Here is a 23,770-nt window from a genome sequence, read left to right on the forward strand (position 1 = left end):
CGATAAAAGCACTGAACGAAACAGGCCGAACCGGCTACAGAATCCAAAAGGTAACCGTCCGCCGCCGCACTAAAGCAACCTCCGTAAAGCCCCCTCTCCCTCTGGGAGAGGGCTGGGGAGAGGGCGACCAACAAACCCCATCCCAAACCAACTGGCAAGAAACAACCAACGACGACACCCTAGCCGAAGAACTCCCAATAGCCCTAACCTACAACAACCAAACCCACGCCATAATGATGGTCACCCCAACCGACCTCGAAGACTTCGCCCTCGGCTTCACCCTAACCGAAGGCATCATCCAACACCCAAAAGAACTCTACGACCTGAACATCACCGACCACGGCGACCAAGGCATAGAGCTCAATCTACACATCCACGGCGCCCGACAAGCCGCCCTCAAACAACAACACCGCAACATGGCCGGCCCAACCGGCTGCGGCCTCTGCGGCAAAGCCTCACTGGACCAGGTGATGCGCCCCCTACCCAAGGTAACGCCCAGACCGCAACCCAGTGCCGACGCCATACAAACCGCACTGAACCAGCTCAAGCAGTACCAACCGTTGCAACAGATGACCGGCGCCATCCATGCCGCTGCCTGGTGCGACGAACAGGGCAAAATTCAGCTCGTGCGGGAGGACGTGGGGCGGCATAATGCGTTGGATAAACTGATTGGCGGCTTGCACAGCCAGGGCGTGAACACCGACGCCGGGTTCCTGTTGCTTTCAAGTCGGGCCAGTTTTGAATTGATCGCCAAGGCCGCGCAGTGTGACTTGGGTGCACTGGTGACTGTGAGTGGGGCTTCGAGTATGGCGGTGCAGCAGGCTAAGCACTATGGGGTTCGGTTGACCGGTTTTGCCCGGAATGGGCGGCAGGTGGCGTACTGCTGAGTGGGACTGGAGCTGTCTAACTTATATGAGTTGAGATATGAGTAATCAAACTGAAACTTTGGTAAAGATGATAAATCAGATTGCGGAAAATACTCCCAGCAATGGAGATAGCGATGCAGCCGCCGATGCTGTTGTTGCCCATGTAAAAAAATTCTGGGCTAGACCTATGAAAATAATAATTAAGGAGTACTTGAGCTCTAGTAACGGTAACGAGCTAGTCAAGATAGCCGAAAAGGCAATTCTCCGGCTATAGCATCTACAAGTTAACTATTAAACATGCATTATAGATATAAGTATGGGGGATCTTCCTTGATATAGTAGTGCACATTCAATTTATGGAGAGTTTTTTATAAATGATTCTTAAAATATTCTCGGCCATAAGTGGTGAAACGCTGTTGCCTATCATTCTAAAGCTATGCCATATAGTGTTATGAAAAACAAACCAATCTGGGAAGCCTTGCAACCGCGCAGCCTCGCGAACTGTAATTACGCGTGGTTCTGATGGGTGTATAGGGCGCATTGATTGAAAGGAACCCTTCTCCTTCCCTGTTCCAGCTCTTAGTGCAGGACATTGTCCGTTCCATTCCAATCTTGGGAAACGACTTACTGTATCGGATTTGCCTGGTGCTACGTATTTAAAACGCTGAACTACTTCTTTAGTGTGTTTTGTTGCTGAATTACCAGATATATAGCCATTACTAATTTGAGATAAAGCAAAATCCCAGCCCAAGGAGGTGTTTGGTAATAAGTTAATTTTTTTGACGTATTTAGATAATGCAGTGTAATTTCTGTGATATTTGCTCCACCGGAAGTTGTTGATAGTTTCATTGGAAAACGTTGGCGAAGGAAGATCTGAAATGGCATCGGAAACCGAACAATATTTAAGTGTCGATGTATTGATTATTTCATTTTCATTGATCAAATCCATTTCATTGGGGTCAATTCCTATTACAATTACTCGTTTTCGATTTGTGGCTGCACCGTAATCACGAGCATTTACAACAAGTGGTCCAACAATAATATATTTTTTACTTACCGACTCTATGGAGTCAAAAAGAATTTTACGGTTTCTTTCGTCAAGTATGCCTTCCACGTTTTCCATTACGAAAAACTTTGGCTTTAGAATATTGATGTTTTTAAAAAACATGCCAACAACTGCATTTCGCGGATCACCTATCTCTCTCTTTCCTATTCTACTGAAGCCTTGACACGGAGGGCCACCAATTACACCTGTCGGCCTCTCGCCATTTGTAATACTATTCCATCGTGCCTTGGTGAATGAACCTATGTCAGCATTCAATGTATTAGCGCTGGGAAAGTTTAAGTTAAAACTAGAATGTAATGTTTTATCCACGTCAACACTAATCTTAACCTGAAAGCCTGCTTTCTCTGCTCCCAGGCTAAAACCTCCGCATCCGGAGCAGAGGTCAATGATTTGGTGTTTCATTCGAAATATCTCAGCTATTTTTTTCGATTATACATGGTTCTTCGATGCCTGTCGATCGTTGAGTGGGCCATTATACCAATACTCTACTGAATTGTGGGTAGTACCTATAAAATTTCTTATAGTTATTGATCAATTCTGATGATTTCTCAGCATCACTGTCAAATTGAAATCCTAACTCATCTTCAATAGTTTCAATTTCGGTTGGCAGTTTCTTGTCCAGCCAAAGTCTTTCTCTAATAGAAAGGGAAGGCACGTCGATGTCAATTGGGGCTGACCAATCTTTATTTGAAAGCTCCCAACATTCGATATCAGTCTGATTATAAAATTCAGTGCATTCTTCATTTTCCACTTTCACCATTGTAATAGTCAGCATTCGTTGGCCGTCTTTATATGTGAAAGCTCCGATTGGTAATATTGCACTCCCAGTATATTCTGCTGCCTTATGGCAAACTCTTTCTACACTTTTAATTAGAGCTTCTGGAAATCCTCTTGCGGTCATATAATCAATGTCGATATTGTTGGGTAGATAATCAGAAAGTTGACTTCTTAATCGGTGTAATCGAGAATTTTTTAGCTTTTCGCCTCGCTCTTTTTGAGGTTTTCCTAGTGTGCTTAAGTCTGCGTTTAAAGTGACTTTTATTATATCATTGTTTTGTAATTTTTGAACTAAGGAATAGAGTTCTGATAGTTGTTGGTATCGTTCCCTTGGTGATGCATAATCTAGCCAGAATATCGCATTGTCGTTGGAAGAATATTCACTAATAAACTGTTCGGTAGTGGTCAATTGGCACTCGATACATGAGAGTGGTGTATTGAATTTTTGCCTTTCTAAAACATGTTGGTCTAGTTCTATGCTAATCATTTTTGGCAGTCCAAAATGACCATGTAACAATTTGAAGTCTTCGAGAAATGGGCCTCCTAAACCTATATATGTATAATGCTTGATATTTAGAGATTTGTTGAGCTTGCTGAGTATCTCTATGAATATTTGGCGATCAATCGCTTTTCCTTGCCTTAAGTGGTATGGAAGATAGCCGCCACTCATTCTAGATCCTCCTTAGAATCTTCTAGTATTAAATCGAAACATTTCTCACCAACGGTGCTTGGCTCAATATCGTCATTGTCAAATAGGTATTGTGATACTTTTTTTATGTCGCTTTGCTTTTTTGAAAACCTGATCCACTTGCTCACCACAGTTTCTGACTTTGGTTTAGGGAGTTTGGGGATGAATTTCTTTTCATTGGGGTTCTTTTTAGGGTTGACCCATAATTCACTTTTAATGTTGTTGGTGACAGATCTAATGCTGGCAGCGTTTGCTGAATCGAATATTTCTTTTTCTTTTTCTTTGTAACCTTTCCATATGTTCGTATGCTGGGTGAAGATTTTCAGTCCTTCACACATGAAATCTTTCACATATAAGTAAAGTTCATCACCTGCTTCAAGACCTCTCTTTGTAGTGTTGATAGGAAGTTTTTCTGCATCATTACATGAAAACTCTACAACACCTGAAATATCTCTAAACTGAGGGTGGTATGAGGGTACTGTACCTGTTCCCCAGCCCGTTAATCTGGTTCTGTCCTTGTACAATACGACTCGGTCGTTAGCAATAATAGTCCATCCCGCCTGCTCTTTCTTTCTTGGTGCTTCAGTATATTCGGCGACTTCCGACTCGCCAGGTGGTTGAGCTAAAAAGCCTACTACGATACGAATTTGAACTCCATTTTTCGTGCCTTCATAAATAAATGGCAATATCCCTTGGTTGTTTTCATAGTCATCAAAAGATGATGCTAAAACATCTAACGGTTGTGGAGTGACTATTTGCTCATCAATTATTACATTGAATCCGTTTTGGATTATATACGTGTAATGTGTAGATACCAATTCAGAAAGTTGTTCATTGAACTCACCGGCGTGCTTAAATTTCTCTCTAATATGATCATGCAGATTGCTTATGGATATTTTGGTTCCAACATTCTCTTGGTTTGCTTCCGGTTCTAATAACCTAAGCTCCCAGTCTTCATCGTTTTTCAACCATTCAGGCTTTATGTTTACTTTATAGCACTCTTCATCGTCGTGCTTTGATTCGATTGTACTAGAAAGGCCCATCTTGAAGATGGCTCTTTTCATTCCTATGCCATAAATACCTACAGTTGGTATTTCTCCATCAGTACGGTCATCTGGTCTTCCAAAACGGAATGCATAATTTTTTGCTATGTCTCTTGGAATTCCTCCGCAATTGTCTTCTATTGTGAATTTGTCTTCTGAAACTGTAATTTTTGCCCAGTATCCCTCATACGGCCTTTCTGTAGTTTCTTTGTCAGTATTATGGATGGTTCTTTGAATTCCATCTACACAGTTGTCTAACAAGTCTAGGATCGCATCATTAAGTTCAATGTCACGTGTTAACATATCAACAAAGAACCTTTTTGTAGGGGATGCTTGTATTACGTCTATATTCCCATCTTGCTCGGACATTATATGGCTCCTTGGTATCGGTTATTTTGGTGTATTCGCAGGTGCACTATCAGATTGTCGATAATTCTAGTTAGAAAGGCTTTCCAAATGCGAGTAGGGCGTCGCTTTCCGTAAGGGTATAGGTGTTCGTACAGTCTTGATTGTACGCTCTGCTCTGAGGATAGCAGGTATGGACTCAAGAGTAGACTCTCCCTTACGATGACTGATTTGCTACAATAAAATTAGACCGTATCATTTGTTTTTAGTTAAAGCGACATTGTGGCTACTCCTTTCGCCTAGCGCCCTAACCAGGCCATTAAGGCAAAACTGTCATCTAATAGCAACATGAAGGTGTCGTTCGTGACCGCCTTGGCCAGAAGTCAACTCACTCCCTGAAAGCCGCATTATATTGCGGTTTATTGTCCATTGACATGCCCTGCTTGTAGCTTATTATGCAGTAATGGTCGCAAAATCGGCCATCGGGACTACCACCCCCGAAAACCACTACACAGCGCCAAGAAGGTCGCCAAGGCGGCCTTTTTTGCGGCTGGTTGTCTGCTATGGGCGACCGGGCGGGGCCCCTTCGGGGGGCCGGTGTCTGTGTAGGCCGGTGGTGGTACCTCTGCTCGGTTCGCCCTCCCTCTGAATACCACCCAGAGTAATGGGCGAAGGGAACTCACTACACAGAAGGAATCCACAATGGATCATACCCATCAGTTCTTGTCGTTCACTTTCGAACAGCATTCCATCCACGTCATTCGTCGCACCAGCCAGATCTGGTTCGTAGCGACTGACATCATCAACGCCCTCAACCTGCCGGATTCACCGGCCATGACGGCGGGTCTTGCCGATCACGAGGTGGTCCGTACCCTGTTGCCCGAGGCGTGTGGCCTGCAAGGCGCCGTTCTGGTTACGGAAGCCGGTCTCTACCGGCTGATGAATCTGGCCGACAAGCCCGTCCTGAAACGCTTTACCCGCTGGCTGCTGCGAGAAGTGATGCCCACCGTCCACGACCCGGCCTTCGTGCCCCGCCCGTCTGTAGAGCGAACAGCGTCACTCAGGCCCACCGCGGAACGCACACCCCAAACCCTTTACGACCTTGACTACGTCAAAGACCTCCGGCAGGACCCTACCCAAATCGCCAACGCCGGTTGGTGGCAGTTTAAGCGTCTTGGCGGCGACACTGGCGTCGGGTCGTACGATCAGGGCGAACACTTCTTCCGCCAGACCCACCAACTCGTTAAAACCAACCCGGGCGACGCCGAGGATGCGCTCACCCACAGTTTGGTGCATTGCATGAGCGGGTTTGTGAAAGGGCATGGGTTGCGCGGGTGTGAACTGGCGTTTTGCCGGTTGGTCAGCCGCGCGGCCGTCGCCTGGATGCGGGCTAGTGAACTGAAAGACTGGCCACCGGTGTTCAGCACCGACTGACGCATCCATTGGATCGGGCTGCTGTGTGTCCCGGTCCCCGGTTCAGTCACCCAAATGAATTCCGTCACTCACCTCTCCTCGAAATCTGACGCCAATCCTTTCCGACCCAAGCTACCTGGGAATCCTTTATCAGAGCCTTGCCGGGTTCTACTATTTCGGTTAAACATTTCAGTTTCCGTGCGTACTAACAACGCCGGTTGATAGTGGCGCGGTCGGCACCGGTGCGATTTAAAATGTGAGGCTATTGGCAAAACCGGGAAGTCATGACATAGGGTAATGCGTAACGAATGACGATGTGATGGGGTTCCAAAAAATGGCGTGGGGTTCAGATATTTTTCCGCTTCCATTCACAACCCATCACATCGACACTATGGAAAAAGAAATCGTCAAGGACTCCATAAATGCTTTCTACAGCGGCGCGGGAATCGAACGGACATTCCGGGGGCCTGTTAACGAGCGGGTTGCCGAGGTATTCGGTAAAATGCTGGATGAAACACATCGTTGTACGAGTTCGTTGAACTGGGTGCCTCGTCCGACGGGCGGTAAGGCGACCATTCGGTGGATCGCTCTAAATTTCAGTCGCAGCCTTCGAGACCGAATGAGGGATGACCAGTCATTAACATGCGCCAAAGTCGTCATCTGGCGGCTCGCGTCCGATCTTGAATTGGCTTCACAGGGACTATGAACATGAAATTAAAGGTGTTCTTTTGTTGGCTGTTGTTGGTGGGGAGTGGGTGCGCCTACTCGAGTAGCGCGGCTTCCAGCCAGTGCGATGCCCTCGACAGTTGGTACCAGTTTTCACAACAGGCGTTTTGTTTTCCGAAGAGCGCGGTCACGAAGTTGGCTCATCTAAACCAATCCGAGCCAAGCGCCAGTGTGCTCCTGCAACCCGGAGGCGATGGTACACCCTTTGAGTTGGGTATTTTCTGGGAGCCCGAGGATGGCGCGATCGGTCGGTTGAGTCGGCACCTGGGCTTGAGTGTGGAGGAGCTGTTCACGCGATTGGCGGCATCCGACTTTTCGGAAGATGATGCGTCGTTGGTGTCGAAAGTGCTTTGGCTGGATGCCAGTGAAAAAGTCGACGTTCAGCAGAGCGGTGACCTACGCATTGTATCCATTCTACGCTCAGGTGGTGCTCACAGCTCCGTGTATGTACAAGCCCCATCCAGGCCCGGGCTCATCTATCTGGCGGGCGAGTTGGATGAGCGTCAAATAGAGTGGGTCGTCCGGCATATTGATGTCGGGCCGGTGCCCTGAGCCGACGGTATCGACACCCGGTCGCAGCGCAGGCCGGGCAATCAGGTTATGAGGATAGGGGCTGATGACGCCGATCATCGGCTTAACTCGGCGTCTTCCTCGAAATCGAACAGCTCTTTAACCGAGACCTGCAGCGCCGCCGCGATCTTCTCCAGGTTGTCGAACTTGGGGCCGAATTTGCCTCTCTCGATGTTACTGATCGACTCCACCGTCAGATCCACCGCGTCGGCCAGTTGTTCCTGGGTTACGCCTTTGGAGGCCCTGAGTGCCCGGAGGTGTCTACCAAAAGATACTTTCAGTGCAGCCATGAGAATCCGCCCAAAAGCCGCAGCATATTGAAGTTGTACTTCGGTATTAACGAAGTTAAACTTCGGGTCGTCCGCGTTTGGTTGAAGCAGTAGGCACGGAGCACACACCAAGGGAGAGTCATCACATGCACAGCCACAGTTCGGTTCCATTGTCGTTCACCTTCGAACAACACCCCATCCACGTCATCCGTCGCACCGGCCAGGTCTGGTTCGTAGCGGCGGACATCATCAACGCCCTTAACCTGCCGGATTCACCGGCCATGACGGCGGGCCTGGCCGATCACGAAGTGGTCCGCGCCCTGTTGCCCGAGGCGTGTGGCCTGCAAGGCGCTGCTCTGGTCACAGAAGCCGGTCTCTATCGGCTGATGAATCTGGCCGACAAGCCCCTCCTGAAACGCTTCACCCGCTGGCTGCTGCGCGAGGTGATGCCCACCGTCCACGACCCGGCCTTCGTACCCCGCCCGTCTGTAGAGCGAACAGCGTCTCTCAGGCCCACCGCGGAACGCACACCCGAAACCGTTTACGACCTCGATTACGTCAAAGACCTCCGGCAGGACCCGACCCAAATCGCCAACGCCGGTTGGTGGCAGTTTCAGCGTCTTGGCGGCGGCTCTTTTTCAAACGATTGGGGCGTCGGCTCGTACGATCAGGGCGAACACTTCTTCCGCCAGACCCACCAACTCGTCAAAACCAACCCGGGCGACGCCGAGGATGCGCTCACCCACAGTTTGGTGCATTGCATGAGCGGTTTTGTGAAAGGACATGGGTTGCGCGGGTGCGAACTGGCGTTTTGCCGGTTGGTCAGCCGTGCGGCCGTTGCCTGGATGCGGGCCAGTGAATTGAATGACTGGCCACCGGTGTTCAGCACCGACTGAGGCATCCACCGGATCGGGCTGCAGTGTGTCCCGGTCCCCTTGTCAGTCACCATTATGGACTTTGCTTATTAACCCGCGATCCCCCATCCCGATCGTCCCTCCTTCTGCGAAACCGTTACCAGACCGGCCAAACGATCATCACCCGCCGGGCGGATTTCCAGGCCATTTTGCTCTACCATAGGCTGGCATTTCCCATTAACACCAAGCCAGAGACAGGACAGCGTGAATGCAGACCGACCTGAGCCACCTGCCGGAGAGCAAGCGCCGCGAGCTGGATGAGATCGTCCGGCTCATCCGCGCCCAAACCACCGTGGAAATGATTATCCTCTACGGCAGCTATGCCCGGGGTGACTGGAAGGAAGCCAAAGACGTCGAACCACAAGGCTGGTCCGGCCATCCGTCGGATTACGATCTGTTGATTGTCGTGGCGGATCAAAAGCAGGCGGAAGATGTCATGCTCTGGCGCAAGGTCACGGACAGCCTGAATAACGCCGAACTCTCGGCCCCGGCGCGCGCCATCGTTCATGACATCAATGAAATGAACATGGCCCTGGTGGAACACCGGTACTTTTTTGTCGATCTCTACGAGGAAGGGCGGGTGTTGTTCGATTCCGGCCGGTTTCAGTTGGATGAGCCGGATGAACTCGGAGTGGAGGCGCGAAAGTCACTGGCCGAAGAGTATTTCAAGGAATGGATGCACCGAGCGCAACGGTTTTACCGCTATTACCAAGTCGGTGTGGAAGAGGACGACTGGAAAGGCGCTGCCTTCAGCCTGAACCAGGCAACCGAATCCGCCTATAAATGCATCCTGCTGGTGCATACCCTCTATTCCCCGCATGAGCACCTGCTGGACAAGCTCGGGTTGGAAGCTTCAGAGTTCGGTCCCGTGTTCAGGGAGATTTTCCCGGTCGACACGCCGGAATTGGAGCACAATTTCGACCAACTCGACCGGGCTTACATCGGCAGCCGGTACAAGACCCGGTTCAAGGTGACCCGGGAAGAGTTGGACGATTTGGCACCGAAGGTGGCAAAATTGTTGGAGGTTGCCGAGCGGCTTTGTCAGAAGGAAATTGAAAGGCTTGGTGCTGAATCATCGAGTTGACGTTGCGGTTGACCATGTCCCTGGTCAATAGCGCGGTCATATCCCTTGTCAATAACCGGCCGGGCCGATGGCGAGGACGAGCTCACCCGCAGTTTACTTTATAGGATGGGCTGTTTTTCGAAGGGTGTGGATTGCGCGGGTGTGAACTGGCACTTTTCGATTGACCAACCGGGCGATCAGACGGGGCCTCATTCTTGTTGTGAATTTGGTCACATCGATACCATGGTCTGTGCGGCAGGGTATTGGCTTTTCCGGCAATGCCCGCTAACATGCGCTATCCATCGAACTCATACAAACCATTCCAAGCAGGTAGCAGTCGCAAGGAGTCGATAGATTAAGGAGAAAGACGCATGAGCGACGTTTCTACCGCCCAAATCAACTGCTTGGTCGTGGTTCCCTCGCAGATCACCCCTCACAGCCGCTTTAGAGCCCTCGAGACCATAGCTTCTCTGTTCGGCTTATCCTTACCGAAGACCGAACGCTGACCACTTAACACAGTAAGGTCGGCAGACAAGTCCATCCTATGGAGGTACACCGAAGGACGGTGTATTTAGGGCAACATTTACTGAGAGGAACTCAGAATATGCATACACTTATCATAGATAACTACGATTCGTTTACCTACAACATTTATCAACTCATAGCCACCGTAAACAGCGTGGAGCCTACCGTCGTGAAGAACGATGAAGTTCAATGGGACGATGTGGACTTGGCCTGTTTCGATAACATCGTGGTTTCACCAGGGCCCGGCACTCCTGAATGCGATAGCGATATGGGCATCAGCAGAGAAGCTATTCGTTATTCGCATTTACCCTTGTTGGGAGTGTGCTTGGGTTGCCAGGGTTTAGGGGTTGAGTATGGCGGTCAGGTTGTGAACGCCGACCAAGTAATGCACGGCCGTATCAGCAAGGTACACCATACTGGAGACGGTTTATTTAAAAATATCCCATCGCCGTTCAGTGTTGTGCGCTACCACTCCCTTATGGTGAGGCCCAAGCTGCCATCCTCCCTCTTGTGTACTGCGTGGACCGATGACGGGACTGTGATGGGCTTGATGCATAGGTCCAAACCCTTTTATGGGGTTCAATTCCACCCTGAATCTATAAGTTCCCAATTTGGGCAGAAAATATTCGAGAACTTCCGTCAACTGACATTGGAGCATAGCGTTGCGATATGTTGAACTCCATCCAAGACAACGCGTTACGGGTTAGCTACCAGAAAATCCACGGTAAATGCAACAGTGAATCGGCATTCTGCTTCTTTTACGGGCAATCTGACACAGCATATTGGTTGGACGGGCAACACACCGACAACAACCTGTCCCGGTTCAGCTTTATGGGGGATGCAACTGGGCCTCTAAGCCAGGTTATCCGCTACAAGTCCAAGGACCGGCAATTGACCGTAAATGCGAATGGCCAAGAATTCATATTCACTACCAGCCTGTTTGACTATCTGGAGGAAGTGTTATCAAGTTGGAAACTACTCTATGACGAACTCCCTTTTGACTTTGTCGGCGGCATTATCGGGTACTTTGGCTATGAACTGAGAGGCGAGCTGGGTGTGCCCGTTTCTCATGACTCCGAACTGCCCGACGCGGCGTTTGTATTGGCGGATCGCTTCATCGCGTTCGATCATCTGGAGGACTCCGCATATCTTGTTTGCTTACACTTGGACGAAGAAGACTCCAGGCAGAGCGCTACCCACTGGATGCGCGACATGGCCAGCCGACTTGACCGGCTTTCCAAACCGGCGCCCCCACTGAAAGGCAGGCAAAAAACGGCGGTAAAATTCACGATCAGGGATAATCACCCCCGATACACAGAGCTCATTGGCCAATGCTACCAGCATATAAAAGCCGGTGAGTCGTATGAAATCTGTCTAACCAACCGGATTGAAACAACAAACGATGTGCACCCATTGTCACTGTTCCGAATACTACGGGAAAAGAATCCGGCACCGTACGCCTCCTATCTCAAGTTTTCTGACTTTTCAGTGATTTCATCCTCCCCGGAACGGTTCTTGAAATGCGGGGTAGACCGGGTGGTGGAAAGTAAGCCGATAAAAGGCACACTTCCTCGGGGAAAAACCGAAGAAGAGGATGCGCAGTTAAAACGTGAACTTGAAACGGATGAGAAGTTCCATTCCGAAAATTTGATGATCGTCGATCTTTTACGAAACGATTTGGGCAAGGTGTGTGAAGTGGGGAGCGTGCATGTACCTAAGCTCATGCATGTTGAAAGCTATCGGACGGTCCATCAGTTGGTGACGACGATACGAGGTGTTCTAAGATCGGATCGATCGATCGTCGACTGCATAAAGCAGTCATTCCCTGGCGGTTCCATGACAGGTGCTCCAAAACACCGGACAATGCAAATCATCGATCAACTGGAATCCGGAGCAAGAGGTGTATATTCCGGGTCTATCGGCTTTGTCAGCCTAAATGGAGCGGCAGATCTCAATATTGTGATCCGTACCATAGTGGCAACCAAACAGTCGTTGTCGATCGGAGTGGGTGGCGCGATCATCGACCTGTCGGATGCTCAGGAGGAGTACGAAGAAATGTTGTTAAAAGCTCAATCCCCTATGCGTGCCATTGTTGAGGCCAAAACAGGGAATGACCAACACATCGTTGAACTAGAGGAGTATAGCGGGTCATGAGCGATCAAGCCCAAACCGGTGAATATGTTGTCCAGCCAGCCAGAACAGACGACATCGATAACATCATTCACTCTATCGAACAGTTGCTGGAAGAACTCTCGGGTAAAACCGGGATTCAACTGTATCAAAATTCATATGAATGGTGTCGACGAGTGATAGAAGATCCATCTCTCGGAGCGATTATCGTTTGTAGGCAAAAACGGAGTGCCAAGTCCTTGGTTGGGGTGATCACACTCTCAATTTCCAATGCGATCCGTGTTCCAAAACCTTACGCTGTTATAGAGGAACTGTGGGTTGATCCGGCTTACCGTAGCGTCGGGGTTGGAGCCAGTCTTTTGGACGAAGCGATGAAGTTCGCTGAGAAATCGGTACTTTCCCGTTTGGAAGTAGGGCTTCCTCCGTTTGGTTTTCCTAATTACACGGCCACCGAGCAGTTTTACGGACGTAATGGCTTTTCACCCGTTGGCGCCCGTATGAAGCGAATATTATGAATGTGAACTCCAAGGTGCGGGTGTTCGAATCAGCCAGAACAGGCGCGGTAGCCAGGGAAACCATCGGACCAGACGGTACCGTGCGGCGATCCAACGAAACCCGACGGCGTACTGGAGCCATTGCGCGAGGGTTGACCAGCGTGGGCGGGGTCGAAGTGCAGATTGTACCGACGCACCGCCCCTATGATGTCCAACTGCTCGAGGGCATTCACGATCCGGACTATATCGCATTTTTGATGTCCCGAAGTGAAACACTTAAAGTTGGTGAGGTTGTGTATGAGCATGAGTTCATTGCACGCGAAGTCCAACCCGACACCCCGATAGTGCAAGGTGTGTTCAGTTCGGCCTTGGCGGCCGCTCAATGCGCGGCATTTGCCTCGCGGGTGGCGGTTCAGAGCGAATCTGCAACCTACGCTTTATGTCGACCTCCTGGTCATCATGCTGGCTATCGTTTCATGGGTGGCTATTGCTATTTGAATAACGCCGCAGTGGCCGCGAAAACAATGCGGGACTACGGTATATCCAAAGTAGCAGTGTTGGACATAGATTTCCATTTTGGAAACGGTACCTTGGATATCATTAAACGCCAAAAAGACATGATGTTCGGGTCGATTCACTGTTCAACCAAGAAGGCGTTTCCCAGCCTGGGTTATGAGGCGTCCGCGCAAGCACCTCACATCCTGTGCGGATTCGAATCAGAGCCCTCTGAAAGTGAATATCTCGCGACGATTGACGAAATCCTGTCCTGCTTTATGAAAAATGGATCAGAAGGGCTGGTGGTTTCCACAGGTTATGACATAGTGAAAGATGATCCCCACGGTGGGTGGACTATTCAGCCAGAGTTCTTCAAATTAATCGCCGAACGTTTACCACAGAACGGACCGGTATGTCTTGTTCAGGAGGGAGGTTACGCCTTGGAATCACTCGCTGAGTGCAGTCGAAACCTAATCCTCGGGTTGACCAGAAGTGAGACAGCGGTTTCCGAATAGTAATTTGATAAGGAGAAATATAATGCTTAACTTGGACGATGTTCGTAAATCCATTGATGAGATCGATTCAAACCTGATTCAACTTCTAGCTAAGCGTTACAGCATTTGCCGTGAGGTAGCTCATTACAAAAAGACCAACGGCATACCGATGATGCAGCCAAATCGGGTGGAAGAAGTGAAGGGTCGGTGCGCAAGGATGGCTGAAGAACAGAGCCTGTCTGGCGATTTTGCACGTCAGCTGTATACACTCATTATCAACGAAGCCTGTCGAATAGAGGACGTGATAATCGATGGAGAATAATCCGGCAGGTACGCGAAAACCTTTGAAATTCGCAACTTTGGGTCCGACCGGGTCATGCCATGAGTATGCACTGAGGGCCTACTTTGAATTTCAGGTTCTGGATAATGCTGAGATTGTGTTCACCATGGATTATATGGAAGCGCTGGAGTGGCTGAGGAACGATCAAGTAGATTTTATCATGCAGGGCTGCGTACACCCCAAAACCAAGGATGTCATTGAAAAGTATCACAAAGAAGTTTTTGTGATCGATTCCTTTCTGTATCCCACACAGGAGCTGGCTGTGGTGGTTAGAAAGGATGTAAACGAACCGAAATCCTTTGGGCTTATGCCGGCTACCTCCGGTTATGTCGACTTGGATCTATGGACCGAAGTCTATGAAGAGCTTTCCAAACCCATGGTGAGCCAGAACCTGTTAGCCGGTAAGTACGACGCAGGGCTTTGTTACACCCATATTGCGAGACAACATCCTGATCTGCTGAGGGTTGAACACATTATTGGCGAGATCGTTCAGCCATGGATGCTGTACGGCAAGGTACGGCGCTACCAGGGAACGTTGATCGGGCAAAAGATAACATCTTTCGAAAGTTACTTGGAGCCATCATGAAGCCTTCCTCCAATGCCACTGTACAAGGGCTTGTGGCGCCACGAGAGCCACTGAAGTACCTGGGTGTCGCCGCTGTGGTCATATTCAGTGTGTTGACGGCAGCAAAAGAAGTCATGAGTGCCCATACCGTACAGGAAATAGACCCGTTCCTCCTGGTTTTCCTCACCTTTGGGTTAACGGCCCTTGTCTTTCATTTGGGTATGGCCCTTGGTTGGCTAAAGAAACCGATGTTCAATGCGGGACATAACCGGAAGCTATTGGTTCGAGATCTGATTATCATCAATATTTCAACGGCGGCCAGCTGGTTAATACTTTTTCATGCTTTGAAGTATTCCGAACCCGCCATCGTCAGCTCAATCATGACCGCCAGTGGTCCACTGATCACATTAGTCATAGACTCTCTCTTCAGGGCTCGGTCAAAGTCCGCTGTCAGTGACCTGCTTACCGGCTTTGGAATACTTGCTACCACCTTGGTTCTGGTGTGGCTGGCCAGTACCGGGAAAACAGGCGTTGTTCAGGAAGATCCCCTATTGGTGTGGATCACGCTGGGAGCGGCTCTGTTCAGCGGCATCGCGGTTTCAGGGACAACGGTCTATTCAAAAAGGATGTACGAACGCGGCTGGCAACCTTCGCAGCTTATGGCGCATCGCTTCTATCTGTTGTGTTTTTTGTCCTTGGTGTTCATCATCGGTGATGGCGGCATATTGGAGGATATTAGACGCTATTGGGACCTGATACTGATCATCACCATCTTTGGCATCCTAATTCCTATTTATATTCTGCAGATCGGTATCAAGCTCTGCCGGCCTGTTGTCGTATCCAGCCTGATTGCCGCTGGTCCAGCATACACCTTTTTATTTCAGCTGTTTGACGACCGCATCCAGATGTCCATTCCAACGCTGATTGGGGTGGTTGTCCTAAGTGTGTTTGTTTTCCTAAGCGTCATTTTGGAAAAGCCGGGTCCCTCATGAAATCGTCCGATCCCGTTTGCGTTATCGTAGATGCCTACTCCACAGGAAATCGATTAGCGGAGTACTTTCGACAGAAAGGTTATCGCTGCCTGCATGTGCAAAGTGCGCCAACCATTCTAGAGGTCTACGCGGCAAGTTTCGTTCCTGAACAATTTGATGACCATTTGATTCTTGATAAGGATATAGACGGGTTAGTCAACTACCTGAAGACGCTCCATGTGCAGCACGTGCTCGCAGGATCTGAAGTGGGTGTGGGACTAGCGGACCGGCTGAGCGTTGCATTGGCTTTACCTGGCAACGGGTTGGCGCTTTCTGAAGCCCGGCGAAACAAGTATCTAATGGCTGAAGCATTGCGGAAAGCCGGCGTGGATGCCGTGAAACAGATCGCTACCGACAGCGAAGAGCATGTTTGCCGATGGCTCGATTCGCACCGGAAGTGGCCAGTCGTTGTTAAGCCGATGGATAGTGCCGGGTCGGACGGGGTGCGCTTTTGCCACTCCCAGGAAGCGGTATTGCAGGCATTCCGGAGCTTACTCGGCATTACGAACCGCTTGGGGTCGGTTAATGAAGAACTTCTACTCCAAGAGTGTTTGATCGGCCAGGAATACATTGTAAATTCTGTTAGCCGGCAAGGACGTCATTGTATTTCGGAAATTTGGACAGTCAACAAACAGAAGCAGACCTTTGGATCGATCTACGATTACGAAGAACTGGTCAACCGTTTGGATTCACCCGTACACGAGGCCGTGGCTACCTATGTCACTTCTGTTCTTGATGCTCTCGGAATAGAGATCGGCGCAGCCCATACCGAACTGTGCGTAACCGATAAGGGACCGGTGCTTATCGAAACCGGAGCACGGTTGCATGGTAGCATTTCGCCAGAGGCCATTGCACAAGCCTTGGGTTACCATCCAATTGAGTTGTGCGTGTCTGCCTATACCGAACCACGCGCGTTCGAATACCAACTGCACCGTGTTCCGAATCTGTTCAAGAATATGTTCTGCGTAAACCTGATCAGCAACCAATCAGGTACTGTTACCGGGTATGGACGGTTTGAAGCAGTAAAAGCCCTGCCTTCGTTCGTGGAGGCAATCTGCCTGCCAACAATCGGTGATCGCATCAGCCAAACCGTTGACCTATTCTCAAATCCGGGTGTCATTTACCTCGCCCATGAAGACCGCTCTGTTTTATGGGACGATTATCAGACCATCCGTCAGCTGGAAACGGCGGGTTTTTTCGATGTGGAGCCACGATGACGTTCACCATAGATAGCCCCGCTACATTGATCTGGCGGGATGGAGTGTTCATTCCGGAAGAGCAATCCCGGATATCGATATTGACGCATGGATTGCACTACTCAACCAGCGTATTTGAAGGCATACGAGCTTATCAGGGCGAGGTTTTTGAATTGGAGCGTCATTGCCAACGCTTGATCGATTCTGCGGCATCGCTGGGGTTTAGTATTCAGTATTCAGTTCAGGAATTATGTTTTGCCTGTCGCTCATTGCTTGAGCAGCTGGACCTCAGTAACGCCTATATACGGCCTGTCGCATGGTGTGGCGAAGAATCGTTGGGGATATCGCAAGCGGGTGTTTCGTCGCACGTCGCTATCGCGGCGTGGGAGTTTGAACCCTCATTGCCCACAGACGGCCTAGCTTTGGGTGTTTCGACATGGCGGCGGCCACCCCCAAGCGCTTACCCCACCGACGCCAAGGCGGCGGGAATGTATGCGATAAGCGTGCTAAGCCACCGGGAGGCAATAGCCAAGGGTTTTGACGACGCGCTTTTGCTGGACCACCAAGAGTTCGTTGCAGACGCGTCAGTGGCCAACGTATTCATGGTAAAGAATGGAACTCTTCACACGCCAAAACCGATAGGCTTCTTAAATGGTATTACTCGTAAGGTCACCCTATCCCTGGCTTCTGAATTGGGCTTGGATACTCGGGAAGCTTACATAACTTTGAATGATTTGCTTACTGCCGACGAAGTGTTCCTGACCGGTACAGCCTACGAAATTTGCCCGGTCAAATCGGTGGGTGGAACATCTTTTCCGGCACGAGACATAACTGACAAACTGAGACAAGCCTATCGACAAGCGACGTTGGTTCACTTGAACTGAAGCTTTCAAAGCCATTATTTGAGTGTGGCTCTATTGATCGGGAAGTCGGTCTCTATCCGCTTATGAAGAAAGGTCTCGAAGTAATCAGCATTCGATCTACGTAAGTATTCGGCTAAAGACCGGCTCTTTAAGGAAAAAACGCAACTTGAATCAATTGATCGTAACAGCTCGCCTATATTCACCGGGAGAGACTCCATAGTGTTTTTTGAAAGATCTTACAAAGTGAGATGGATCTGAGAAATGCAGTTCATAAGCGATGTTCCGAATGGATAAAGTACTTGAACAAAGCAACTCCTTGCTTTGTTGCAACTTTTGATCTTTGAGCCATTTTGCGGGCGTTGCTAGAAATATTTCGTAAAACAAACTCTTAAATGATGACTCGGTAAACCCTTGTTTAGAAGCATTCGCAAACATGCACTGCCCGTAATCAATATAGTTCCAGGCAATATGAAGTACTTTTTGCTTCTCAATTGACCGTTTACTCATGAAGATTGCCAGGGAACTGTATGGTTCCACATGAGAAATAGCCTTGTAAGTAACTATATTCATTATGGCAACCAGCTGTAAGTAGTTCTTGGCGTTGTTTTTGGTTAGGTACATGAGATCTGTGACCAGTCTTCGGCTGTTCCTGGAAACAACGTACTCGCCACCATGTCGCGGCAGAAGCCGGGCTCGTGACTGGGTTATTAGCTCAAATATACGCTCCGAAAGGAAGTCTTTATCTATATAAGCGATCACAACACCGGCAGGGCTACTGGTTTGGACATGTACATTGTTCCCTGTGTTGTTGATAAGAACACATTCATCTGAAGAAAACGTCATGAGCTTTCCTTTAGGTTCAATGGTAACAGAAACATGACCATCGATTGGAACAATGAGGAAAGCAATATCATTTAACCTTTCTGTGGTTATAAGATAATCCTGCGTAACATATTTTACCGTGTATGGCAGTCTCATTTTCATCCCTTAATTTCAATCCCATGAGTTGCTAAAAATACTACCACGTAATTTTTTCAAGCCTCCAATACACTTCCGTGAAGTGAATCACAAATAATTAAAAATTCGATCTGAATTGAATATAAAACAATAAAATGTTCTACACGTTAGAAAAAAAATTAGGTTTAGATAAGGAAAACTGAGAGGGATGAAGGTAATGGCAACAACAACACACATTGAGCTTACAGAGGGTCAGAAAGACACCATCTCTAAGAACCTGCGAATAGGTCCGGACAAGGTCCCCGATACTATTTCAATTGTAGCGATCGCGCCCGAGGCTGGTTCCTCGATTGGTATACCTGAAGATCAGCATTCAAAGTTCTCACCTGCGTTGATTGTTACTTAAGGTACTTATCATTCTTTTCACTGATTCTGGTAGAAATAATGGATACAGTTAAGTCGGTAAGCAGAGCAATTGAATATTTGGCCGTTGGAAAGCCAGTCATCATTCGTGACCATGACGATAGAGAAGGTGAAGGTGATCTGGCTTTTAGTGCCAAGCATTCTACTCCAGCATTGGTCAACTTTGCCCTCACCTTTGCAAGAGGTCTTTTGTGTGTATCCCTTCCGGAGGAATACGCAGAAAGAATGAATATTTCACGTCTGTATAGTAACAATAAGGATGTGCACGATACTCCATTTGGGTATCCTGTTTCTTTAGCGAATGGTACCTCGGGTATATCAGCGGAAGATCGTAGCGACACTATTCGGGCCTTGAGTGACATTGAAAGTACGCCTGACTTGTTCTGCATTCCTGGTCACACGCCTACTTTGATTGCTAAGCCTGGTGGCTTGCGCGTAAGGGATGGTCACACGGAAGCCATTTTGGATCTGTTAGGCTTGGCAGGAATAGGTGGGCCTGGAGTGGTCTGTGAGATATTGAATTCAGCGGGTGCCATCGCAGGAAAAATGGAGCTGGAAACAATTTCAAGAAATCTTGATATTCCCATTGTCTCAATTTCTGATATCAAAAAGTCACTCCTGACTAAACCTGAGAACATGAAACACGGATCGTTGACTGATGTTGCGCCATCATAAAAGAAGTGTTATTCGAGTACATGGAAAAACTAATTCCCGGTTGTGTCTCGATACAAGTGAATCCCTTATTGACGTAAGTGGTGGCTCTCTTACTCAGTCTTTTTCAGATATCGAAGGTATCTGTAATTTGACGATAGCCGACTTGAACCACATTGTACCTTCTGCTGGATTCGAATCGGACCAAAAAACCACATTGCAGAAAAGACTTATTAGCGCTTGTGGTGAACAGTATGCCGATCTCCTCTGGGCGAGTAGCGGTTCCGATGCAATTGAATCTGCCGTATGGGCAGCGAATGCATATTGTAAGTCCAAGCACGACGAAGAGCTTAAATCTTATATTGTGAGAAAGGGTAGTTACCACGGCAATACACAACTGTGTCGTTCTCTGTCAATGCGTAGCACTGGCCGTTCTGAAAGTGAGTCGGTGCTCGTTATTGATGAATGCAGATCAGATGCATATAAGCCCCATTCTGACAATGATGATACGGCAACGTTTTTGAATCAGCTTAAAGAAGCGGTAGATAATAATCGTGTCTGCTTTCCTGCAGCATTGATACTTGAAGGAAAGCCAACAACGGGCTGGAAATTTAATAGCAGTGGTTCCGAATTTCAAGAGATTATCACATACTGCAGGATAAACGGCATTGTCGTTATTTTGGATGATGTTGCATCAGGAGCATACCGACATGGCGAGTTATTATCATGCGGGGTAGAACAGAGCAGGATATTACCCGACATTGCAGTCATAGCGAAAGGCTTAACATCGGGCGTATACCCACTGAGTTGCGTACTCTTGTCAGATGAGGTTACGAATGCAATACAGGGTGGTAGTGAATCACCACTCACTTTTACACATGGACTGACCGAGGTTGCGGCAGTTATTGCGAATAACTGCCTGGACAGGTATCAAACCTTCTTCAATTCTGCTGGATCCATAGAACGTAGACATAAAATTAGCCACTGTGCTCAACAGGTGAGTGAGTCTCTGGTTGAAAAAGGTATTGGTATTAGCACTACGCCAACAACCTTGCGGTTGGACATGAATCCCGAGTGCGCTAAGGACTTTTTCGAACAGATGAAAGACCATGACATGTGGGCTTACATTGGTACTTCATTAATGAAGGTAAAAGGCACCGAATTCACTCATAGAAAGTATGCACACATATGTCCCGCATTCGACATGGATAACGGGGATCAAGACCAAGTTTACAACAACTTAATAAACGTTCTATCGAACCTATAGAGGATATGTTATGGCACCGTCTAAGTACTTGATTTTTCACTTAGTTAAGCACAATGAAAGTTTTTATGCGCAGTCCCCGGAAGAGGAAGCAAAAAGTCAAGAAGCTATTAATAACTTCTTCAAAGACTGGTATCCAAAAGTAAAGCAAACCATTGGTTCCCACACTATGAACATGGCAGGAGAATGGGACTGGATGGGAGTATTCACGGTAGATGAACTCTCCGATTGGGAAGCGTTTCGTGAAGACTACAAAAGAAGATTTCCTGGTCGGGTTACTAAGAGCTTATCTCTTCCAGGGGTAAGCCACAAAGAGTTTGAACGGGCTACAAAAGACATTCCTCACTACATTAAATTAAGAGAGCTCGGACAATACCCGGGCGAAGCAGAAAACATAGAGTAATACCTATGATCATTGGAGTATCGAGTTGTGTAGAAATATTGGATGCCCCCCATCATTCAGTATTCGACAAATACCTTGACTACATTGTTAAAGGAATGGGGTATAGTCCACTGATGATCCCTTGCATGGGAAAGAGGTATACCGATACTCATACACGATATCAAGCTTTGCGGGAGATGATAAAAAGATTGGATGGAGTTCTCTTAACGGGCAGTCCATCCAATGTTGAACCGGGAAACTATGGTGAGAGGAATGAAGTACTCGATCAGGATGGTAATGTCGATGTAAGTCGGATAGATCTTGATCGAGACAGCACGACTCTTCCTATCGTTCGCATATGCATGGACGAAGGCATCCCTCTATTTGGGATCTGTCGTGGAATGCAGGAAATCAATGTCGCCCTAGGGGGAACCCTATACCAGCACCTTCCTATTGAAAAACAAGTTGAGACACACAGGGTCCATAAAACGGACGTGTTTGAAGAAAAGTATGTTGGTGTACACAAAATTACTATCGAAAAAGGTGGGGTGCTCGAAAAGGAATTAAAGCGATTTAGCACTGCTGAAAACGAGTTGGTTGTCAACTCATTGCACCGGCAGGCCGTTAAGGAACTCGGAACTGGACTACGCATTGAAGCAGTCAGTGAAGATGGTGTTATCGAAGCTTTGTCCTTGGACCCCAGACTTGGTGACGTAATCGCGGTTCAGTGGCACCCGGAATGGTACTACGAAGAGAACATCGCCAATAACATGGTACGACGTGTGTTTAAAGAAATGTGTGAAAAACGGTATTCCAAAAGGTCTTCAAGGGTAAAAATGAATGTATTCTAGCATTCTTAAACGGGGCTCGTTTAATAAGGTCTTTTGCGCGGAAGCAACTGGAGTTTACATTAAAGATTCCAATGGTCGAGAATATATAGACAGCTGCTCGGGTGCAGTGGCTTCCTTGGGCTATAGTAATCAGTCTATTACGGACGCTATGGTTGAGCAAGTACAGCGAGTACCCTTTGCACATACAGGGACATTTACATCAGAAGCAGCGGAAAGCCTGGCTGACCTACTGATCAAGCAATCCAATGGTGTATTTTCCAAAGTCGTATTTTCTCCTTCTGGCACCGAAGCTGTAGAAGTTGCCCTTAAATTAGCATCGCAGTTTTGGCGAATTAATGGTTATGAAAAAAAGAATATAGTGCTATGCCGGGAACTTAGCTATCACGGCGGCTCCTCAAAAACACTGGAGGTAGGTGGTCAGCTTAACAGGAAGAAGTACTTTAGTAAGGGCAGTAATCAATCTGAGAACATTAGAGTATGCAATGTATATAGGAATCTGGACTCATTTGAGACTGTGGATGACTATATCAATTACTGTGTGGACAGTTTGGAACGTGAAATTGTTAATGCAGGCGCTGAAAACGTGTCCTGTTTTCTGATCGAAACTGTAGGCGGTTCTACGTCTGGCTCGGTAACAGCACCAAAAGGATACTTTGATCAGATAGAACAATTGTGTAAAAAGTACAATATACTCCTGATTCTTGATGAAGTGATGTGTGGCCTAGGTAGAACAGGGTATTATTATGCGTATGAAGCTGAATGTATTAGCCCGGATATTATAGCCGTAGGAAAAACAATAGCGGCTGGTTATCAACCTCTCGCAGCCACACTATGTAATAACAGAGTGGCGGATACTATCGAGTCGCTTCGATCTGGATTCGTTCACGCAGGAACATATGTTGGACACAATGTAGCATGCGCAGCAGGATTTGCTGCTCAAAAATACGTCCTGGAAAACAGCCTGGTAGATGCAGTTAACGAAAAAGGATACTACTTATCATCAGTTTTAAAAAGAGAGCTGGGTAATCTGAGTATCGTAGGTGATGTCAGGGGGCGTGGATTTCTGAAATCCATTGAATTGGTAAAAAGCAAAGCTCAGAATACTCCATTTTCAGCTGATGAAAATGTTTCAGAGATGGTTAAAAACATTGGGATGAACAACCAAATCCTACTTTACACATGTGAAGGCTTCAGCCACAAGGGTACAAGTGACCATATATTAATAGCACCACCCTATATTTGTTCAACGGATGAGCTTGATTGCATAACCGAGCGCGTAGTGAATACGATAACAACAGTAGAAAGCCTTCTGCATAATACAAAAAAACGCCGACTTTCGTGCCAACCCATCAATTGATGCCTAAATAAT

General features: G+C 47.9%; 25 protein-coding genes. 20 read left to right on the plus strand and 5 right to left on the minus strand.

The features are described 5' to 3' along the window. Positions 1-101 precede the first annotated feature (101 nt). Both fdhD and IE111_RS12970 read left to right on the plus strand, forming a co-directional pair. Positions 102-887: a formate dehydrogenase accessory sulfurtransferase FdhD gene (gene fdhD / locus IE111_RS12965; RefSeq protein WP_373300907.1), complete on the plus strand. Its 786-nt coding sequence runs from the start codon at positions 102-104 to the stop codon at positions 885-887. A gap of 37 nt (positions 888-924) precedes the next feature. Continuing rightward, complete coding sequence (locus tag IE111_RS12970) at positions 925-1,140, plus strand: formate dehydrogenase subunit delta (RefSeq protein ID WP_189609337.1); 216 nt, start codon at positions 925-927, stop codon at positions 1,138-1,140. 75 nt (positions 1,141-1,215) lie between these two features. Here the strand turns inward: IE111_RS12970 and IE111_RS12975 are convergent, their stop codons facing one another. The 3 genes from IE111_RS12975 to IE111_RS12985 all read right to left on the minus strand — a co-directional run bounded on the left by IE111_RS12975 (position 1,216) and on the right by IE111_RS12985 (position 4,809). Beyond that, positions 1,216-2,334 carry a DNA cytosine methyltransferase gene (locus tag IE111_RS12975; protein ID WP_189609339.1) on the minus strand — a complete coding sequence of 373 codons (1,119 nt, stop codon included), beginning with the start codon at positions 2,332-2,334 and terminating at the stop codon, positions 1,216-1,218. A gap of 70 nt (positions 2,335-2,404) precedes the next feature. Then, entirely contained in the window at positions 2,405-3,379 is a 975-nt protein-coding gene (locus IE111_RS12980; protein ID WP_189609341.1) for an O-methyltransferase, read from the minus strand. Further along, a complete protein-coding gene (locus IE111_RS12985; RefSeq protein WP_189609343.1) occupies positions 3,376-4,809 on the minus strand; it encodes an ATP-binding protein in 1,434 nt (477 codons plus the stop codon). Before IE111_RS12985 ends, IE111_RS12980 begins: the two co-directional genes overlap by 4 nt. Before the next feature lie 678 nt (positions 4,810-5,487). On the opposite strand from IE111_RS12985, the gene IE111_RS12990 reads away from it, so the two are divergent. Together IE111_RS12990 and IE111_RS12995 are read left to right on the plus strand one after the other, a co-directional pair. Beyond that, positions 5,488-6,219: a BRO-N domain-containing protein gene (locus IE111_RS12990; RefSeq protein ID WP_189609345.1), complete on the plus strand. Its 732-nt coding sequence runs from the start codon at positions 5,488-5,490 to the stop codon at positions 6,217-6,219. Between the two features lie 687 nt (positions 6,220-6,906). Next, positions 6,907-7,476, plus strand: coding sequence for a hypothetical protein (locus tag IE111_RS12995; protein WP_189609347.1), 570 nt, complete (start codon positions 6,907-6,909; stop codon positions 7,474-7,476). Positions 7,477-7,550: 74 nt separating this feature from the next. Here the strand turns inward: IE111_RS12995 and IE111_RS13000 are convergent, their stop codons facing one another. Then, positions 7,551-7,784 carry a helix-turn-helix domain-containing protein gene (locus IE111_RS13000; protein ID WP_189609349.1) on the minus strand — a complete coding sequence of 78 codons (234 nt, stop codon included), beginning with the start codon at positions 7,782-7,784 and terminating at the stop codon, positions 7,551-7,553. Between the two features lie 125 nt (positions 7,785-7,909). On the opposite strand from IE111_RS13000, the gene IE111_RS13005 reads away from it, so the two are divergent. From IE111_RS13005 to IE111_RS13055, 11 genes are all read left to right on the plus strand, one after another. Next, positions 7,910-8,659 (plus strand): BRO-N domain-containing protein, encoded by a 750-nt coding sequence (locus IE111_RS13005; RefSeq protein ID WP_189609351.1) that lies wholly within the window; start codon positions 7,910-7,912, stop codon positions 8,657-8,659. 226 nt (positions 8,660-8,885) lie between these two features. Next, positions 8,886-9,761, plus strand: coding sequence for a HEPN domain-containing protein (locus IE111_RS13010; protein WP_189609353.1), 876 nt, complete (start codon positions 8,886-8,888; stop codon positions 9,759-9,761). Positions 9,762-10,344: 583 nt separating this feature from the next. Further along, positions 10,345-10,941 carry an anthranilate synthase component II gene (locus tag IE111_RS13015; RefSeq protein WP_189609356.1) on the plus strand — a complete coding sequence of 199 codons (597 nt, stop codon included), beginning with the start codon at positions 10,345-10,347 and terminating at the stop codon, positions 10,939-10,941. Continuing rightward, entirely contained in the window at positions 10,935-12,419 is a 1,485-nt protein-coding gene (pabB, locus tag IE111_RS13020) for an aminodeoxychorismate synthase component I (RefSeq protein ID WP_189609358.1), read from the plus strand. Before IE111_RS13015 ends, pabB begins: the two co-directional genes overlap by 7 nt. Further along, positions 12,416-12,910, plus strand: coding sequence for a GNAT family N-acetyltransferase (locus tag IE111_RS13025; RefSeq protein ID WP_189609360.1), 495 nt, complete (start codon positions 12,416-12,418; stop codon positions 12,908-12,910). Before pabB ends, IE111_RS13025 begins: the two co-directional genes overlap by 4 nt. Further along, positions 12,907-13,899 carry an arginase family protein gene (locus IE111_RS13030; protein ID WP_189609363.1) on the plus strand — a complete coding sequence of 331 codons (993 nt, stop codon included), beginning with the start codon at positions 12,907-12,909 and terminating at the stop codon, positions 13,897-13,899. Before IE111_RS13025 ends, IE111_RS13030 begins: the two co-directional genes overlap by 4 nt. Before the next feature lie 22 nt (positions 13,900-13,921). Beyond that, positions 13,922-14,200 carry a chorismate mutase gene (locus IE111_RS13035; protein WP_189609365.1) on the plus strand — a complete coding sequence of 93 codons (279 nt, stop codon included), beginning with the start codon at positions 13,922-13,924 and terminating at the stop codon, positions 14,198-14,200. Then, complete coding sequence (locus IE111_RS13040; RefSeq protein ID WP_189609367.1) at positions 14,190-14,804, plus strand: transporter substrate-binding domain-containing protein; 615 nt, start codon at positions 14,190-14,192, stop codon at positions 14,802-14,804. The genes IE111_RS13035 and IE111_RS13040 overlap by 11 nt, the downstream gene beginning before the upstream one ends. Continuing rightward, positions 14,801-15,775, plus strand: a complete 975-nt coding sequence (locus IE111_RS13045) for an EamA family transporter (RefSeq protein ID WP_189609370.1) — start codon at positions 14,801-14,803, stop codon at positions 15,773-15,775. The genes IE111_RS13040 and IE111_RS13045 overlap by 4 nt, the downstream gene beginning before the upstream one ends. Next, positions 15,772-17,031, plus strand: coding sequence for an ATP-grasp domain-containing protein (locus IE111_RS13050; RefSeq protein ID WP_189609372.1), 1,260 nt, complete (start codon positions 15,772-15,774; stop codon positions 17,029-17,031). The genes IE111_RS13045 and IE111_RS13050 overlap by 4 nt, the downstream gene beginning before the upstream one ends. Beyond that, positions 17,028-17,894 carry a branched-chain amino acid transaminase gene (locus tag IE111_RS13055; RefSeq protein ID WP_189609374.1) on the plus strand — a complete coding sequence of 289 codons (867 nt, stop codon included), beginning with the start codon at positions 17,028-17,030 and terminating at the stop codon, positions 17,892-17,894. The genes IE111_RS13050 and IE111_RS13055 overlap by 4 nt, the downstream gene beginning before the upstream one ends. A gap of 150 nt (positions 17,895-18,044) precedes the next feature. Here IE111_RS13055 and IE111_RS13060 read toward each other — a convergent pair whose 3' ends face one another. Continuing rightward, positions 18,045-18,857 carry a helix-turn-helix domain-containing protein gene (locus IE111_RS13060; RefSeq protein WP_189609376.1) on the minus strand — a complete coding sequence of 271 codons (813 nt, stop codon included), beginning with the start codon at positions 18,855-18,857 and terminating at the stop codon, positions 18,045-18,047. 417 nt (positions 18,858-19,274) lie between these two features. Here IE111_RS13060 and IE111_RS13065 point away from each other — a divergent pair, with 417 nt between their 5' ends. From IE111_RS13065 to IE111_RS13085, 5 genes are read left to right on the plus strand one after another with little or no spacing between them, the layout of a single operon-like run. Continuing rightward, entirely contained in the window at positions 19,275-19,928 is a 654-nt protein-coding gene (locus IE111_RS13065) for a 3,4-dihydroxy-2-butanone-4-phosphate synthase (RefSeq protein WP_189609378.1), read from the plus strand. Then, on the plus strand, positions 19,912-21,171 hold the full coding sequence (locus IE111_RS13070) for an aminotransferase class III-fold pyridoxal phosphate-dependent enzyme (RefSeq protein WP_189609380.1): 1,260 nt from the start codon (positions 19,912-19,914) through the stop codon (positions 21,169-21,171). The genes IE111_RS13065 and IE111_RS13070 overlap by 17 nt, the downstream gene beginning before the upstream one ends. Before the next feature lie 10 nt (positions 21,172-21,181). Next, entirely contained in the window at positions 21,182-21,571 is a 390-nt protein-coding gene (locus tag IE111_RS13075; RefSeq protein ID WP_189609383.1) for a hypothetical protein, read from the plus strand. Between the two features lie 5 nt (positions 21,572-21,576). Continuing rightward, positions 21,577-22,401, plus strand: coding sequence for a gamma-glutamyl-gamma-aminobutyrate hydrolase family protein (locus IE111_RS13080; protein WP_189609385.1), 825 nt, complete (start codon positions 21,577-21,579; stop codon positions 22,399-22,401). After that, on the plus strand, positions 22,391-23,758 hold the full coding sequence (locus IE111_RS13085) for an aminotransferase family protein (RefSeq protein WP_189609387.1): 1,368 nt from the start codon (positions 22,391-22,393) through the stop codon (positions 23,756-23,758). Before IE111_RS13080 ends, IE111_RS13085 begins: the two co-directional genes overlap by 11 nt. Positions 23,759-23,770 lie beyond the last annotated feature (12 nt).

It is taken from the genome of Saccharospirillum salsuginis, assembly GCF_014651855.1.
In the GTDB taxonomy this organism is placed as follows: domain Bacteria; phylum Pseudomonadota; class Gammaproteobacteria; order Pseudomonadales; family Natronospirillaceae; genus Saccharospirillum; species Saccharospirillum salsuginis.